The sequence below is a fragment of the Gordonia alkaliphila genome, from assembly GCF_039542465.1.
Taxonomy (GTDB): domain Bacteria; phylum Actinomycetota; class Actinomycetes; order Mycobacteriales; family Mycobacteriaceae; genus Gordonia; species Gordonia alkaliphila.
The window spans coordinates 312,595-328,426 of record NZ_BAABIE010000003.1 but is presented as its reverse complement, the minus strand read 5'-3'; the positions used below and the strand labels follow the sequence as shown (position 1 = coordinate 328,426).

Below are 15,832 nucleotides of genomic sequence, written 5' to 3'. Positions count from 1 at the left end.
CGTGAAATAAACCTCTCGGCGGGACTTCGCTGCGGCGGTGCCAGCTCGAATGGCTGCAGTTCCAGTACGCGATGTCGATGTTCGATCGCTTGCTGGCGCAGAGTCCGAACCCGGTGGCGACGCAGCACTCCCTGTTGGATCTGGAAGTGCAGACCGCGCTGGAACTGCAGCTGAGCATGCGGACCACCAACTACGCCGCCCATCGCCTGCTCGGTGACGCTCTCTGCGCGCGCGACCGGCTGCCGAAGGTGTACGACACCATGCGGTCCGGGCTGATCGATCACGATCGTTTCCACAAGATCGCCACGGCGACGGCGCAGCTGTCGGTCACCGCGACCGCCGAAGACGTGCGTCTGGTCTGGCAGATGTTGGACGCGGTGATCGCCGGTCGCTGCGATGACGACCCGCGGACCAAGGCGCAGGCGCGTTCGGACGCGGCGATCGCGTTGCTGCAGCGCAAGCCGTTCACCTGCCTGTGTGAGAGCGACGGCTGCACCGCGCAGATCGCGGAGCCGCAGCTCGATGCTCGGGCGGCGCGGATCGTGGTGCATGTGCTGTGCGACGCCGCGACCCTCGCGGGCGGTGATCAGTGCGGGTATCTCGACGGCTATGGGCCGATCTCGGGTGATCACGTGCGGCAGATCGCCGAGCGTGACGATGCGGTGATTCACGAACACCGCCTCGACGATCTCCTCGAACCCGATCCTGCCGCCGCGCAGATCGGCGACGACCTCGACGAGGCGGCGGTCCATCGAAAAGGACCCCGCCCCGACAGCCCGGACGAGTGCCGGGCCGATGACGCACACCCTGATCCGGAAAATCGTGAGAATGGCACTGCCGCAAGCGAATCCGAGCCCGGATCGGCGTTGAAGCCGCGGTTCCTGATCGCGAGAACGGCGTTGCCGAGCGATCCGTATCGGCCGAATCTGCTCGTCGATCTCCTCGCCCGGTTCCTGTGGGGAACGTGCTCGATCCCGGGGTGTGAACGGGCGGCTTTCGCCTGCGATCTGGACCATGTGGCCGAGTTCGACAACATCTGCCCGGACCGCGGCGGCCCTACTTGCATTTGCATTCTACTTCCCAAGTGTCGCTTCCATCACCTGTTGAAAACCAGCCTGGAAGGCTTCGTCGACGAGCTCTGGATCGACGCCGACGGCCGGTATCACTCGGCCGTCACCACTCCGGGCGGGCAGACCGTCGAAGCCCTGGCGCCGAATCAGTGGCTGATGCCGCGGCTCGCGCAGCTGCGGTGCCGGCACCAGCTGGCCGAGCCGTCGGCCACCGGGATCGCGACCGGCAGCGTCGACGAGTGGCCGCAGCGGGCGAGCGGGCTGACGCGGACCGAGGCCAAGCACGCACGACGCCGGGCCGAGCGGAACGCGAACGCGGCACGACGGCGGGCGGCCGAAGCGCACCTGACCAAGACACAGCTCGACGCGCGCGCAGCCGGCCGGGCTGCGACCCGACTCACGATGGATCCGGAGAGCGAACCGCCGTTCTGACCGCAGTGCTCAGAACAACGGCACCACCCGGTCGGCGCGACCGTCGCCGTCGGTGTCTTCCAGGGCCTGATCGGGCAGGCCGTCGCCGTCGTCGTCGATCTCCAGGCGGCCGAGGGTGGCGGGGAGCTCCCACAGTCCGGCCCCCGAGTCGGTGAAGCCGGTTTCGGCGATGCCGTCGTCGTCGAGGTCGAGCATCGCCCGGTCGGCGACGCCGTCGGCATCCGTGTCCCACATCGCATCGTCGCGCAGACCGTCACCGTCGAAATCCAGCGCGACGGCGTCGAGGGTGCCGTCGTGATCCAGATCCAGATCCGCCGGGCTGTGCCACGTCGACAGCGTGCCGTCGCCGGTGCCGAAGAAGTACTCGAGGCCGTCCATACCGGTTAGACGCTCGGCGCCCCGGCACGGTTCCGCGACACGCCCGACGGCGGGTCCCCGGGTAACGGATCCGGCGTCAGTAGCCCATCGTGCGGATGGCGGCGGCGAGGTCGTCGAGCTGCGAGCGCTGCACGTCCAGGTGCGGCGAGATGCGCAGCAACGACTGGTCGCCGGCCAACGGTGCGCGCCACGACTCCGCGGCGGTCACCAGGATGCCCGTCTCGCGCAGCGCGACCTGCGCGGTGGCGACGTCACTGGCCTGCCAGCCCGGGGGCGGCGCCAGGGTCACCAGGGCCGACGGCTCGTCGATCGGCTCCAGTACCTCCCACGAACCGATGCCGTCGAGTCGCTCCCGCGTGATCTGACCGATCTTCGCCAACTCCCGGTACACCCGCTGCTGACCGAACGCCTGCAGGTCGGCCACCGCCTGTCCCAGACCGAGACCGCCGGCCACGTAGGCCTCCGACGACTCCACTTCCACCGGACGGATCGCGTCGCCGCGCACCGCGAGGAAACCCACGCCGCGCGGCCCGGTGAGCCACTTGCGAGAGGTGCCGTAGACGATGTCGGCCCCGGTCACGGTGGGGACGTGCCCGACGGCCTGCGCCATGTCGACGACCACCGCGACGCCCGCATTGTGGGCCACCTCGACGATGTCCATCACCGGCTGCACCACGCCGCTGGCCGAGCCGACCTGACACACGTGGATGAAGTCCGGCTGCTCGAACTGCAGCATGTTCTCCAGCGCGTCGGTATCGACATGCCCGTATCGGTCCGCCGACGGCATGGTCCGCACGGCGATGCCGCGGCGCTCGAACTCGTCGAGGTTCGGACCGAACTCGTTGACCGCCACCCAGACGGTGGCCGCGAGCGGCAGGTTCCAATTGTTCAGCAGCGCGCGCAGGCAGGTCCGTGCACTGTCCCGGAACGAGAGCTCCTCGGGCAGATGTCCGATCAGGGTGGCGAGATCGCGGCGTCCCCGCGCCAGCTGCTCCGCCTGCTCATCGGCGGCGACGTACGAACCGCGCTCGGCTTCGCGCCACAGGTGCGCGGTGATCGTGTCGATGGTCGCGCGCGACGCACGGCCCGCCGAGGCGGAGTCCAGGTGCGCGATCGTCGGCTCGATTCGCGCGGCATGCCACTGTTCGCCCAGATCGCTGCAGTACATACTCTCGAATCTACCGTTGTGCCCACCATTGGCGTAATGCCGCGGCTGCGTCGTCCCGGGACAGCGGTCCCGCATCCAGGCGCAACTCCTTGAGGAAGCGCCACGCCTCGCCGACCTCGGGGCCCGGCGGGAGATCGAGGATCTCCATGATGGCGTTGCCGTCCAGGTCCGGGCGCACCCGATCCAAATCCTCGGCCGACTTCAGGTCGGCGATGCGGTGCTCGAGGTCGTCGTAGGTCTCCTGCAGGCGACGCGCACGACGCCGATTGCGCGTGGTGCAGTCGGCCCGCACCAGCTTGTGCAAGCGATCGAGCAGGGGACCGGCGTCGGTCACGTACCGGCGCACCGCCGAATCGGTCCACTTGCCTTCGCCGTAGCCGTGGAAGCGCAGATGCAGGAAAACGAGCTGGGCGACGTCGTCGACGGTCGCCTTCGGATACTTCAGCGCCCGCATCCGCTTGCGCACGAGCTTGGCGCCGACCACCTCGTGGTGGTGGAAGCTGACGCCGCCGCCGTCTTCGTGCCTGCGCGTGGCCGGCTTGCCGATGTCGTGCAGCAGCGCCGCCCAGCGCAGGATCGGATCGGGGCCGTTCTCCTCCAGCTCGATCGCCTGCCGCAGCACCGTCAGCGAGTGCTGGTAGACGTCCTTGTGCTGGTGGTGTTCGTCGATGGTGAGCTGCATGCCGGGGATCTCCGGAATGATCCGCTCGGCCAGCCCGGTCTGCACCAGCAGGTCGATCGCCTCGATCGGGTGCTCGCCGCACAGCAGTTTGTCGAGCTCCACCGCGATGCGTTCGACGGTGATGCGGTCGATCTCCCCGGCCATCGCCGTGGTGGCCGCCAACGTCCGCGGCGACAGAGTGAAGCCGAGCTGGGAGACGAACCGCAGACCCCGAAGCATGCGCAGCGGATCGTCGTGGAACGAATCCTCCGGCGCGGCGGGGGTGTCGATAATGCCGGCGAGCAGATCGTCCATGCCGTTGAGCGGGTCGACGAACTCCTGGCTGCCGTCGGCGGCGAGCTTCACCGCCATCGCGTTGATGCGGAAGTCACGCCGAATCAGGTCGCCGTCCAGCGTGTCGCCGAAGGTGACTTGCGGGTTGCGGCTGATCCGGTCGTAGACGTCGGCCCGGTAGGTGGTGATCTCGATGGTCTGGTCGCCCTTGGCGGCGCTGACCGTGCCGAACTCGATCCCCGTCTTCCAGATCACGTCGGCCCACGCGTCGAGGATGTCGGCGATCACCTCGGGTCGGGCGTCGGTGGTGAAATCCAGGTCGTCGCCCAAGCGCCCGAGGACGGCGTCGCGCACACTGCCGCCCACCAGGTACAGCTCGTGCCCGCGCGCGGTGAAGAGCTCCGCGAGGGGCGTGAGGACGTCGCCGAGGTCGCGCAGGGTGATCGCGGCGGCGGCGAGGAGCCGAGCGCGTCGCTCCGCTCGAGCCGCGATCACGGCGGCATCTGCGGCAGCACTTTCGGTCATGACATGCCAGCCTACCGAGCCTGCCGGGTCGCTTGAGCTAACGGTGGGTAACGAGCGGATAGAGTCGTAGTGTGTCTGCTGAGTCGTCGGTGAGCCGACCGGACGTCGTGAACGACGGTCCGGCATCTGCCGACGGCCAAACCCCCCGGTCCCGATCCAAGCGCAGGGGCCGTCGACGCGGTCGTCGACGCGGTAAAGGCGGCGGTCAGAACGCCGCGGCCGTCCCGTCCACCACCGGCCAGGGCGACGCGGCCCGCGACAACGGCGGCGACCAGAAGAACTCGCAGAACCAGAAGAAGAAGCCGTCGGCACCCACCGGCCCGAAACCGTCGGATCTGGCGGGCCCGCGCGTGCGCAGCGAAGCCGGCACCCCGGCCGCCATGCCGCCCACCCGCCGGCGTCCGAACAGTGCGTCCCGGTCGTCGACCAAACCGGCGAGCCCCGCCGGCGGCAAGACCGCCGAGACCCATCAGCGGACCAACACCGGCGGCACCAACGGCCAGCAGCCCGCCCAGCGACTGCGCACCGTGCGGGAGACGTCGGCCGGCGGTCTGGTGCTGTCGAACCTGCACGACCCGTTCGATCAGTTGAAGGCCGTGCTCATCGGCCGGATCGATCGTCGCGGACGCATGATGTGGTCGCTGCCCAAGGGGCACATCGAGACCGGTGAGACCGCGGAGACCACCGCGATCCGGGAGATCGCCGAGGAGACCGGCGTCAGCGGAACCGTGGTGGCGACCCTCGGCAAGATCGACTACTGGTTCGTGAGCGACGGGCGCCGCATCCACAAGACGGTGCACCACTACCTGCTGCGCTACACCGGCGGCGAGCTCTGCGACGGCGACTACGAAGTGAGCGCCGTGGCGTGGGTGCCGTTGAGCGAGCTGCCGCGTCGGCTCACGTATTCTGACGAGCGACGGCTCGCCCGCACCGCCGAGAAGGTCATCGAGGAACTCCGCGATGACCCGGCTCGGCTGGCGCAGTCGGAAGCCGAGGCCAATCGCACCGAGCCGAACGACTATGAGAAAGCCGCCGCAGCCCGCAATCAGCGCCGCAACGAGCCGCCGGCCAAGCCCCGACGGCGACGCCGTCGACCGCGACGCGGGGGAGCCGGGAATCGTACCGACGGTGCGGGCTGACCTCGCGCGGCATCTGGCCGCCCTGCTGGCGAGCGTGCTGCTGGTGCTCGGTCTGTCCGCGGCACCGTTCCTGGCGGCACCCGCCCACGCCGAAGAGCCCCGCTACGCGACGTTGACCGTCACCGAACTCACCCCGTCGTCGGTCACCAGCGCCGGCGAAGACGAGGTGAAAGTGCGCGGTCGCCTCACCAACACCTTCGACCGGCCGATCAACAACCTCCAGTTCCGGCTGCAGCGCGGTCCGCTGGTGCGGACCGCCGTCGCCCTGCGGACCTCGCTGATGGCGCCGCCGTCGAGTTTCGCGGTGCAGACCGCACCGCAGACCATGGACCAGACCCTCGCGCCGGGGGAGAGCGCCGAGTTCGAGCTCACCGCCCCGGTCAGCGGACCGGAGGGCCTGCAGATCGACACCACCGGCGTCTATCCGCTGCAGATCACCGCCAGCGGGGTGCCCGAATCCGGCGGCGCCGTCCAGCTGGCGCAGTCCCGCACGCAGTTGCCGGTGGTCTCCCTGCCCGCCGACGCCCGACGCGCCGCCGAGTTCACCGGCGCGGCCGGCGACGGCAGCGACTCACGACTCGGCCGCGACGGCTCGCTGGCACCGGACACCTCGGCACCGGCCGCCCTCACCATGATCTGGCCGTTGGCGGCGGCACCGCAGCTCGCGCCCGGAGTGCTCGGCGGCGGCACCGAACCCGTGCGGCTGATCAGTGATCAACTCGCGGCTTCCCTCGCCCCACAGGGCCGCCTCGGCGCCCAACTCGAGGCCCTGGAGAAGGTCCGCGAGGGTGTCGATTCGCGCGTGGCGGAGACGCTCTGCGTCGCCGTCGACCCCGATCTCCTGGTCACCGTCCACGGCATGACGCTGGGGTACGAAGTCAGCGACGATCCAGCCGATCCGACGTCGGGGAGTAGTCCGGGCACCGGCCAGGAGGCGGCGACGGACTGGCTAGCCAAGCTGCGCGCGATCGCCGACGACCTGTGCATCACCGCTCTGCCGTTCGCGCAGGCCGGCCTGGACTCCCTGGCGACGATCGACGACGCCGGCCTGTCGACGGTGGCGGTCACCGGCGCCTCGGACATCGTCGACGCACTGCTCGACGTCGAATCGCTGCGCGGGATCGCCATCCCAGCCGTCGGCACGCTGTCCGAGGCCGGCCGCACCGTCCTGTCCACGCACGATCTGCAGGCCGCCGTCGCCTCGTCGTCGCTCGAGCCGGAACGTCCCGACGAGGCCGGTCGCTACCGTTCCGGACCGGTGGCACTGCAGTCGTACGAGGTGCCGATCAGCGCGGCGCTCGGCGCTGCGGGCACCGCACCGGTGGTGCCGTCGATCCTGCCGAGCTGGCAGCAGCCCACACTCAACGACGAATCCGCCGTCACCCGCCGCCAAGCCGCCGTCGCGGCCCTGGCCTTCCCGATGCTGACCGTTCCCGACTCCGAGAACGGCGACGGCCCCGGTCCCCTGACCGGGCGCAGCGCCTTCGTGATGCCGCCGACCTACTGGTCACCGACGGTCGACGACGCGATGAGCCTGCTCAACGCGGCCGATCTGCTGCTGGCCTCGGGCACCGCCGAACCGCTGAGCCTGCGCACCCTGTCCGAGCAGCTGCCCGCGGCGTCGAACGCCGCGAAGCTGGTGACACCGGGCGACGTCGAACCCCTGGTGGCGCAAGGCTTCCCGATCAGTGCGGCCGACGCGGCGATGGTGCGGAGCAATCAGGGCGTCACCGGCGCCCTGGAGGGTTCCCTGGTGCGCTCGCCCAATGTCACCGCGACCCCGCAGTCGTACCTGGCGCCGCTGCGCGAGGACGCGCTCCGCGCCATCGCCACCCCGCAGTCGCAGACCCTGGAGCAGACTCGCGCGGCGCGGTCCATGCGAATCACCGCGGTCACCACCACACTGGATCGCATGAAACAGTCGGTGGCGCTGCTCGACCCCGGAGGCCGGTACACGCTGGCCTCCGAGCGCAGTCCGCTGCTGCTGATCGTGCGGAACGACCTCGCGCTGCCCATTCGCGTCCAGATGGACATCGAGGCGCCGGACGCTCTCAACGTCGGCGACGTCGGCGTGCAGGAGATCCCGCCGCTGGGCACCCGGCAGATCCAGATCCCGACGCGCGCCTCCACCTCGGAGCGCGCCACCGTCGAGATCTCGATGCTGACCTCCACCGGCGTCCCGCTCAGCGAACCGATCTCCCTCTCCATCTACTCCAACGCCTACGGCAAGCCGCTGTTCTGGATCACCATCGCCGCCGGCGTCGCCCTCGTCCTGTTGACGGCACGACGCCTCTGGCACCGCTTCCGGGGCGAACCGGATCCGGCCGACGAAGACCGACCGGAGCCGGACGCCGATTCGCTCCGCGTCGCTTCCGCTCCTTACGCCGAGCGCGTCGAACGGGCCCGCGAGCAGCCCGAGGCGCCACTGCCTCCGCCCACGAGCGACCGGGAGGACGACTCATGAGTGCAGATCGACACCGCCCGCCCGGATCCCCGCGGCCGTCCGGCCCGCTCGCCGAGGCGCCCGAACCCCACGCGCTCGCCAGCAGTGAGATCCTCGCCGAGGAGACCGCGGCCCAAGGCGCCCAGCGAGACGGGGGAGTCGACGACTCCGACGCCTCGGTGATGCGGACCGGCGGCTCCATCGCCGTCGCCACGCTCGTCAGCCGCATCACCGGCTTCGTGCGGACCGTTCTGGTTCTGGCGATGCTCGGCGGCGCCCTGTCGTCCGCCTTCCAGGCCGCCTACGTACTGCCGAACATGATCGCCGAGGTGGTCCTCGGCGCGGTGTTGACCGCGATCGTCATCCCGGTCCTGGTGCGCGCGGAGATGGAGGACTCCGACGGCGGCGCCGGCTTCATCAATCGGATCTTCACGCTCACCGTGGTGATTCTCGGCGCGGCCACCGTGATCGCGGTCATCGCCGCGCCACTGTTGACCTTCCTCAACGTGGGCGACGGCAAGGTCGACAGACAGCTGACCACAGCGCTGGCCTACCTCCTGCTGCCCGCGATCCTGTTCTACGGCCTGTCGGCGCTGTTCATGGCCATCTTGAACATGAAGAACGTGTTCAAACCGGGTGCCTGGGCCCCGGTCCTGAACAACGTCGTGCAGATCGCGACGCTGGTGCTGTTCTACGTCATGCCGGGCGAGTTGACCCTCAACCCGGTCAAGATGAGCGACCCGAAGCTGCTGGTCCTCGGCGTCGGCACCACCATCGGCGTGGTGATCCAGGCCGGCATCCTGCTGCCGTACCTCAAGCGCGCCGGAATCAAGCTCCGCCTCCAGTGGGGGATCGACGACCGGCTCCGTCGCTTCGGCGGGATGGCCGTGGCGATCGTGGCGTACGTGCTCATCCTGCAGGTCGGCATGGTGATCACCTACCGGATCGCCGCCTCGGCCACCGACTCGGGCATCTCCGTCTACGCCACGCACTGGCAACTGCTGCAGCTCCCGTACGGCGTTCTCGGCGTCACCATTCTGACCGCGATCATGCCGCGGCTGTCGCGCAACGCTGCCGCCGACGACACCGACGCGGTGATCGACGACATGTCGCTGGCGACCCGGCTGACCATGCTCGCACTGGTGCCGACCGTGGTCTACATGACCTTCTTCGGGCCGGCCCTCGGCGTGGCCGTCTTCAACTTCGGCCGATTCGACCAGGGGCAGGCCGCCCAGCTGGGTTCGGTCCTGGCGTGGGGCGCCTTCACCCTCATCCCGTACGCGATGACCCTCGTCCAGCTGCGTGTCTTCTACGCCCGCGAGGACGCCTGGACCCCCACCCTGATGGTCCTCGGCATCACCGTCGTCAAGGTCGCCGCGTCGTTCCTCGGTCCGGTGCTGTTCTCCGACCCCGAACTGGTGGTGCGCTGGCTCGCCCTCTCCAACGGTCTGGGGTACCTGGTGGGCGCCCTGGTGGGTCACTACCTGCTGTATCGACGCCTGGGCGACGCGAAGATGCGACACCTGGCGCGCACCACGACGCTCACCATCGTGGTCTCGCTGGCCGTGACGGCGGCCGTCTGGGGCATCGCGCGACTCACCCGGTTCTCCGCGATGGCCACCCAGGCCGGCAAGATCGGCTCGGTCGCGTACCTCGCCATCACCGGCATCGTGGTCCTCGGCGTGATCTACCTGCTGCTGGTGGCCCTACGCATCCCGGACATGGTCACCATCAGCAACGCGGTGATGCGCCTCGTCGGCCGGTTCATTCCGGCGCTGGCACCGACGCCGTCGAGCTCGGACGCGGACGACCAGCGCGACGCCACCACCATGACGGTGCAGTTCCCGCGGATCAATCCGGACGAGGCGCTCCCGTACTCCGGCCAAGTCGAGGTTCGACGACGGTTCGACCGCGGTTCCGCCAGCTGGCAGGAGTACGCGGTGACCAGCGGTGGCGCTGCCGGGGAGACCACCGTGATTCCGCGCATCGGCGCCGATCCCCGCCCCCTGCCGTCGCAGATGGTGACGCGCACCGACCTGCCCAAGCCACCAGCCACGCCCGGACGAGGACGACCCCCGATGACCGACACTTCGCCCGCGCAGCCGCGCGGACCCCGACTGGTCGCGGGCGCGGCGATCGCCGGCGGACGCTACCGACTGCTCGAGCCGCACGGCGGCACACGCGGTCTCCAGTTCTGGCAGGCGCACGACGGCCAGCTCAACCGCGAGGTGGGCCTGACCTTCGTCGACCCCGATCAGCTCGCTCCGCCGTACCGGCCGGAAGACCGCGACACGGCGCCCGACGGTCCGCAGGCCATTCTGAACCGCACGCGTCGCCTGGGGCAGCTGCACACCGCCGGTGTGGCCCGCGTTCTCGATGTGATCCGCGGCGCGTCCGGCGGCATCGTCGTCACCGAGTGGATCCCCGGAACGTCGCTGGCCGACGCCGCGCAGGCCAACCCGTCCGCCACCGGTGCCGCCCGCGCCGTACGCACCCTCGCCGCCGGTGCCGAAGCCGCGCATCGCGCCGGGGCCGCACTGTCGATCGATCACCCGGACCGCATCCGGGTCAGTATCGACGGCGACGCCGTCCTGGCCTTCCCGGCCGTCCTGTCCGGCGACGACCGGGCCTCCGACGTGCGCGGTCTGGGCGCGGTGCTCTACGCCCTGCTGCTCGATCGCTGGCCGCTCGACGCCGAGACCGGCCGCACGGTGATGACCACCGCACAGCGCACCGACCCGATCGGCGGCCTGGCGATCGCCGACCCGGACACGCGGGGCAGCGACCCCGACCGGCCGGTGCCGCCGGTGCGCGTGCACCCGGAGATCCCGTTCGAGATCTCGGCGGTGGCCACGCGCGCACTGGAGGGCGGCGGCGGCATCCGCACCGCCGGCACCGTGCAGCACATCCTGGACCAGGCGACCGTCGTCGACCTCGCGACCGATGTGATTCCTCGCGTCGCCGACGACCGGACTCCGGTGTCGGTGGCCCCGCTCAGCCGCACCCGCAAGGAACGGCTGCTCGGCGAGGGTGAGGCGGGCAAACGGAACGGGGCACTGCTGATCGGCGCCGGACTGTTCGTCCTGTTCGTCATCGTCGCGCTCGTGCTGTGGCTGACCAACGCCTTCAGCGGCGACGATCCGAACGATCTGGACGCCTTCCTGCCCGACAACACGTCCTCCGCACCCGCGTCGCCGGGGAAGAGCGTCCCGGTGACGCCGCTCGGGGTCACCGTCTTCGATCCGGAGGGCGAACCCGACACCACGGCCGCCGCGAACGTCGGCAACGTGCTGACCGGGGCCGCGCCGGCGTGGAAGACGTCGCAGTACCGCGGTCTGGCCGCATACGGCGGTCTCAAGGACGGGATCGGGCTCATGTTCCGCCTGCCCGAGGGTGCCTCGGTCTCGCAGATCCAGGTGCGCACCCCGACGCCGGGGTTCGCCGTCGACATCCGGACCGCGAACAGGGCCAAGCCCGCGTTGAACAGCACGTCGGTGGTCGGCAGCGGGAAGGTCGACAAGACCACCACCACGCTGACGCTCGACGCGCCGGCGAAGTCGGGCTACCTGCTGATCTGGATCACGGCACTGCCCGGGAACGACGACGGGCTGTATCAGGCGATCATCAAGCAGATCTCGTTCACCCGGTCGTGACCGGCTCCGGCCGGCGCGCCGGAGTCCATCCGGGCGGACCGAGGACGTAACCGAGTTTGTCGCGGAAGCGCGGCGCACCGGCGACATCGCGGGCGAGGCAGAAGATCCAGCATGGTCCTCCATTCGGACGAATCTTCGCCTGCTTCTGACATTCACACTGCTCAGAATTTGCCCGGCGCGGTTTTCGAGGAGAACGCTCGATAGTATGAGCGTGATGACGAACGACAGTGAACGGGTCTACCGCGGAGTGAGCGCCGACCAGCGCCGCAAGCAGCGCCGTGCCGCGCTGATCGAAGCCGGCCTCCAGCTCTTCGGTACCGAGGGATATCCCAATGTGCCGGTGAAGGCCATCTGTGACGAAGCCGGACTCACCCAGCGCTATTTCTACGAGTCGTTCAGTGAACGCGAAGCACTGCTCGATGCCGTGTACCGCTTCTGCGTCGAAGAGGCGCGCACCGGAATCACCACCGCGGCGCTCGGTTATCTGGCCGAGATCCCGGAAGTGATGGCGGGGGAGCCCATTCCGGACGAGCACATGCCCGGCCTCGCCAACGTCACCTTCGGCGCGTTCCTGCACCAGCTGACGTTCGATCCGCGGCGCGCACGCATCATCTTCATCGAGGTGGTCGGTGTGAGCCCGGCACTGGAACGGCTCCGCATCGGCGCCATCCACGACTGGGCCGACTTGATCCTGAGTTTCACCGCACCGACCGAGCGCGAATCACCGCGTCGGCGCCTGGCCGCGATCGGTCTCGTCGGCGCCATCACCCAGCTGCTGGTCGACTGGCAGATGGCGACGGTGGATCCGATCGGCCCGCAGTCCGGTCCGGAACTCTTCTCCACCGAGGCCATTCACGAGGTCATCACCTCGATGCTCGTCGCCACGTACGAGCACATCCTGCGACTCTGAGCCCCCTCATGCTCGGCGCGGCACGGCGGCACCGAGCACGGTGACCACCTCGGGAAGATCGTCGACGACGAACTCCCACTGCGAACCGTCGCCCAGGGTGAGGCACAGGCGCTCGATCTTCCGGGCGAAGCGTCCGCCCTGACCTTCGATCGTGCCGATGGCCGCCACATGCTTGGTCGCCACGGAGAAGCGCATCCCGTCCACCCGCGCCGCGAGACCCTTCGGCTCGAAGGTGATGTGCGTCTTCGTCAGTATCAGTCGGCCGGCGGCCAGGCCGCGCCCCACCGGGCGACGAGCCTTCCAGACCTGCAGCGGCGCGTCGTCGTTCATCGGTAGCTCCCCTTCGGGTGTCGAATGCGGCGGTCGGACGAGGACCGGCGGGTGATGACCCGAATCTACCGTTGCGACCGCGGACTCACCTGAATCGCGGCCGCGGGAACACCACCACCTAGGCTGTTGTTGAAGCTTGACGACGCATCCCGCCCCAAACCCTGCAGCACGGAGGACCCATGACCGAGACCGACAACACGATCCACGACCTCATCATCGTCGGATCCGGGCCGGCCGGTTACACCGCCGCGATCTATGCCGCGCGCGCAGAGCTCAAACCCCTTGTCTTCGAAGGCATTTCGTACGGCGGCGCGCTGATGACCACCACCGAGGTGGAGAACTTCCCCGGCTTCCGCAACGGCATCCAGGGTCCGGACCTGATGGAGGAGATGCGCGAGCAGGCCACCCGCTTCGGTGCCGACCTGCGAACCGAGGACGTCGATGCGCTCCGCCTGGAAGGCGAGATCAAGGAAGTCGAGGTCGCCGGTGAGGTCTACCGCGCCCGCGCCGTGATCCTGGCGATGGGCGCCGCCGCCCGCTACCTCGACGTGGTCGGCGAGCAGGACTTCCTCGGTCGCGGCGTCTCGTCGTGCGCCACCTGCGACGGCTTCTTCTTCCGCGACCAGGACATCGTCGTCGTCGGCGGCGGCGACTCGGCGATGGAGGAAGCCACCTTCCTCACCAAGTTCGCACGGAAGGTCACCCTGATCCACCGTCGCGACGAGTTCCGCGCGTCCAAGATCATGCTCGAGCGGGCCCGCGCCAACGAGAAGATCGAGTTCCTCACCAACGCCACGGTCAGCGAGGTACGCGGCACCAACGGTGTGGAGGAACTGGAGATCACCGACACCCGCACCGGCGAGGCCACCGTCCTGCCGATGACGGGCATGTTCGTCGCGATCGGACACGATCCGCGCAGCGAGCTCGTTCGTGGGCAGGTGGAACTCGACGACGACGGCTACGTCCAGGTCGAGGGTCGGTCCACCTACACCGCGCTGCCCGGCGTCTTCGCCTGCGGCGATCTGGTCGATTCCACCTACCGCCAGGCCATCACGGCCGCCGGGAGCGGCTGCAGCGCAGCCATCGACGCCGAACGCTGGCTCGCCGCCCGCGAGTCCTGACCATCTGCCTATCGAAGGAGAAACCCATGGGCGCCCACACCATCGATGTCACCGACGACACCTTCCAGAGCACGGTCCTCGAGTCCGACAAGCCCGTTCTCGTGGACTTCTGGGCCACCTGGTGCGGTCCCTGCAAAATGCTCTCCCCGGTGGTCGAGGAGATTGCCCGCGACCACGGCGATGCCCTCACCGTCGCGAAGGTCGACGTCGACGCCAACCCGCGGACCGCGCGTGATCTTCAGATCATGGCGGTGCCGAGCCTCATCCTGTTCCAGGGCGGCAAGGCGGTCACCACCATGCGCGGCGTGAAGTCGAAGGCGGCCATCCTGCGCGAGCTGGCACCCGTCCTCGGCTCGGCCTAACGGGATACAGCATTCGGCCGGATCACCTGAAGCAGCATTCGGCCAGAACATTTGTCGGGTTCCACGCCGACCTGAGAGAATGAGCGGTGTCGTCACGTCCACGAACCGCCGTCGCGGGCGTCAGATCGATGAGGGAAGCGGGTTTTGTATGGCAACGTTGCGTCCGGGGGACCGTGGCTCGGGTGTGGCCGAGATCCGCGCCATTCTCGTCGGTCAGGGACTGCTGGCAGCCTCCGACCAGGCGGACGATCTCTTCGATGCAGCCTGCGAGCGGGCCGTGCGGGCGTTTCAACAGCAGCGCGGGTTGATGGCGGACGGCATCGTCGGACGCTCGACCTATGCTGCCCTCCGCGAAGCCTCCTACCGGCTCGGCAGCCGGGTGCTCACCTACCGGCTGTCGGCACCGATGTCCGGCGACGACGTCGCCACCCTCCAGGGGCGCCTGCAGAACCTGGGCTACTACCACGGTCTGGTCGACGGCATCTTCGCCGAGACCACCCACGATGCGGTGCGGCTGTACCAGGCCGAGTACGGCCTCACGTCGGACGGCATCTGCGGACCGGCGACGCTGCTCTCGCTCAATCGGCTCGGCTCCCGAGTGACCGGCGGATCGCCACACGCCATCCGGCAGGAAGAGCTGGTCCGCAGTTCCGGTCCGCAGCTCACCGGCAAGCGGATTCTGATCGATCCGTACGGCACCGACGTCGACGAGGCCGAGAAGGCGATTCTCTGGGATCTGGCCGCGCGGTTGGAAGGCCGCATGGCCGCCGCCGGCATGACCACATCGCTGTCTCACGACCGCACGTCGTCGCCCAGTGACGACGAGAAGGCCCGCATCGCGAACATGATCGACGCGGACCTGATGATCTCGCTGCGAATGGGCCACTATCCGAACGCGCAGGCGCACGGCGCCGCGAGCTTCTACTTCGGCAACCATCACGGCTCCTACTCGACGATCGGTCGGCACCTCGCCGGCTACGTCCAGCGGGAAGTGGTGGCTCGGACACCGCTGCTGGATTGCCGCGTGCACGAGCGCACCTGGAATCTGTTGCGGCTCACCAGGATGCCCGCCGTGATGCTCGACGTCGGCTACTGGACCAATCCGTCCGATGCCCGGCTGCTGAGCTCGCCCGAGTTCCGAGACACCATCGCCGAAGCGATTTTGGTGGCGGTCAAGCGGCTGTATCTGCAGGGTCAGAACGACCGCCCCACTGGGACGTACACTTTCGCCGATCTCCTTGAGGCAGAACGGCTTTCGTACTAGCTCTCGGACAACCGACCGACGAAAAAGGGCTGAGGTTCCACGTGAAACCTCAGCCCTTTCTGCTGCTCGGCGATGGACGACG

12 protein-coding genes are annotated in these 15,832 nt (G+C 69.0%); 8 read left to right on the top strand and 4 right to left on the bottom strand.

All coding sequences use genetic code 11. The features are described from left to right. The first annotated feature begins 77 nt into the window (after positions 1 to 77). Positions 78 to 1,502 (top strand): DUF222 domain-containing protein, encoded by a 1,425-nt coding sequence (locus ABD989_RS05335; RefSeq protein WP_345312687.1) that lies wholly within the window; start codon positions 78 to 80, stop codon positions 1,500 to 1,502. 9 nt (positions 1,503 to 1,511) lie between these two features. Here ABD989_RS05335 and ABD989_RS05330 read toward each other — a convergent pair whose 3' ends face one another. The 3 genes from ABD989_RS05330 to ABD989_RS05320 all read right to left on the bottom strand — a co-directional run bounded on the left by ABD989_RS05330 (position 1,512) and on the right by ABD989_RS05320 (position 4,528). After that, positions 1,512 to 1,880 (bottom strand): hypothetical protein, encoded by a 369-nt coding sequence (locus ABD989_RS05330; protein WP_246993083.1) that lies wholly within the window; start codon positions 1,878 to 1,880, stop codon positions 1,512 to 1,514. A 76-nt stretch (positions 1,881 to 1,956) separates the two neighbouring features. Beyond that, the gene (locus tag ABD989_RS05325; protein ID WP_246993086.1) at positions 1,957 to 3,048 is read right to left on the bottom strand and encodes an aminotransferase class V-fold PLP-dependent enzyme; all 1,092 of its coding nucleotides are present in this window, start codon (positions 3,046 to 3,048) and stop codon (positions 1,957 to 1,959) included. Positions 3,049 to 3,058: 10 nt separating this feature from the next. Continuing rightward, positions 3,059 to 4,528 (bottom strand): CCA tRNA nucleotidyltransferase, encoded by a 1,470-nt coding sequence (locus ABD989_RS05320; RefSeq protein ID WP_246993088.1) that lies wholly within the window; start codon positions 4,526 to 4,528, stop codon positions 3,059 to 3,061. Between the two features lie 71 nt (positions 4,529 to 4,599). Here ABD989_RS05320 and ABD989_RS05315 point away from each other — a divergent pair, with 71 nt between their 5' ends. The 4 genes from ABD989_RS05315 (at position 4,600) to ABD989_RS05300 (ending at position 12,673) form a co-directional block, all read left to right on the top strand. Then, positions 4,600 to 5,667 carry an NUDIX hydrolase gene (locus tag ABD989_RS05315; RefSeq protein WP_345312686.1) on the top strand — a complete coding sequence of 356 codons (1,068 nt, stop codon included), beginning with the start codon at positions 4,600 to 4,602 and terminating at the stop codon, positions 5,665 to 5,667. Further along, positions 5,657 to 8,131, top strand: a complete 2,475-nt coding sequence (locus ABD989_RS05310; protein ID WP_345312685.1) for a DUF6049 family protein — start codon at positions 5,657 to 5,659, stop codon at positions 8,129 to 8,131. Before ABD989_RS05315 ends, ABD989_RS05310 begins: the two co-directional genes overlap by 11 nt. After that, complete coding sequence (murJ, locus tag ABD989_RS05305; RefSeq protein ID WP_345312684.1) at positions 8,128 to 11,763, top strand: murein biosynthesis integral membrane protein MurJ; 3,636 nt, start codon at positions 8,128 to 8,130, stop codon at positions 11,761 to 11,763. Before ABD989_RS05310 ends, murJ begins: the two co-directional genes overlap by 4 nt. 214 nt (positions 11,764 to 11,977) lie before the next feature. After that, a complete protein-coding gene (locus ABD989_RS05300) occupies positions 11,978 to 12,673 on the top strand; it encodes a TetR/AcrR family transcriptional regulator (protein WP_246993100.1) in 696 nt (231 codons plus the stop codon). A gap of 6 nt (positions 12,674 to 12,679) precedes the next feature. Here the strand turns inward: ABD989_RS05300 and ABD989_RS05295 are convergent, their stop codons facing one another. Next, complete coding sequence (locus ABD989_RS05295; RefSeq protein ID WP_246993102.1) at positions 12,680 to 13,003, bottom strand: hypothetical protein; 324 nt, start codon at positions 13,001 to 13,003, stop codon at positions 12,680 to 12,682. Between the two features lie 179 nt (positions 13,004 to 13,182). Here ABD989_RS05295 and trxB point away from each other — a divergent pair, with 179 nt between their 5' ends. The 3 genes from trxB (at position 13,183) to ABD989_RS05280 (ending at position 15,750) form a co-directional block, all read left to right on the top strand. Beyond that, a complete protein-coding gene (gene trxB / locus ABD989_RS05290) occupies positions 13,183 to 14,124 on the top strand; it encodes a thioredoxin-disulfide reductase (protein WP_246993105.1) in 942 nt (313 codons plus the stop codon). Between the two features lie 26 nt (positions 14,125 to 14,150). Beyond that, complete coding sequence (gene trxA / locus ABD989_RS05285) at positions 14,151 to 14,486, top strand: thioredoxin (protein ID WP_246993107.1); 336 nt, start codon at positions 14,151 to 14,153, stop codon at positions 14,484 to 14,486. Between the two features lie 148 nt (positions 14,487 to 14,634). Further along, positions 14,635 to 15,750, top strand: coding sequence for an N-acetylmuramoyl-L-alanine amidase (locus tag ABD989_RS05280; RefSeq protein ID WP_345312683.1), 1,116 nt, complete (start codon positions 14,635 to 14,637; stop codon positions 15,748 to 15,750). Positions 15,751 to 15,832 lie beyond the last annotated feature (82 nt).

What these genes read in the sequence shown, in the direction of transcription:
- ABD989_RS05335 (WP_345312687.1), top strand. Translation starts at nt 78, where the DNA reads ATGTTCGATCGCTTGCTGGCGCAGAGTCCGAACCCGGTGGCGACGCAG.
- ABD989_RS05330 (WP_246993083.1), bottom strand. Translation starts at nt 1,880, where the DNA reads ATGGACGGCCTCGAGTACTTCTTCGGCACCGGCGACGGCACGCTGTCG.
- ABD989_RS05325 (WP_246993086.1), bottom strand. Translation starts at nt 3,048, where the DNA reads ATGTACTGCAGCGATCTGGGCGAACAGTGGCATGCCGCGCGAATCGAG.
- ABD989_RS05320 (WP_246993088.1), bottom strand. Translation starts at nt 4,528, where the DNA reads ATGACCGAAAGTGCTGCCGCAGATGCCGCCGTGATCGCGGCTCGAGCG.
- murJ (WP_345312684.1), top strand. Translation starts at nt 8,128, where the DNA reads ATGAGTGCAGATCGACACCGCCCGCCCGGATCCCCGCGGCCGTCCGGC.
- ABD989_RS05300 (WP_246993100.1), top strand. Translation starts at nt 11,978, where the DNA reads ATGACGAACGACAGTGAACGGGTCTACCGCGGAGTGAGCGCCGACCAG.
- ABD989_RS05295 (WP_246993102.1), bottom strand. Translation starts at nt 13,003, where the DNA reads ATGAACGACGACGCGCCGCTGCAGGTCTGGAAGGCTCGTCGCCCGGTG.
- trxB (WP_246993105.1), top strand. Translation starts at nt 13,183, where the DNA reads ATGACCGAGACCGACAACACGATCCACGACCTCATCATCGTCGGATCC.
- trxA (WP_246993107.1), top strand. Translation starts at nt 14,151, where the DNA reads ATGGGCGCCCACACCATCGATGTCACCGACGACACCTTCCAGAGCACG.
- ABD989_RS05280 (WP_345312683.1), top strand. Translation starts at nt 14,635, where the DNA reads ATGGCAACGTTGCGTCCGGGGGACCGTGGCTCGGGTGTGGCCGAGATC.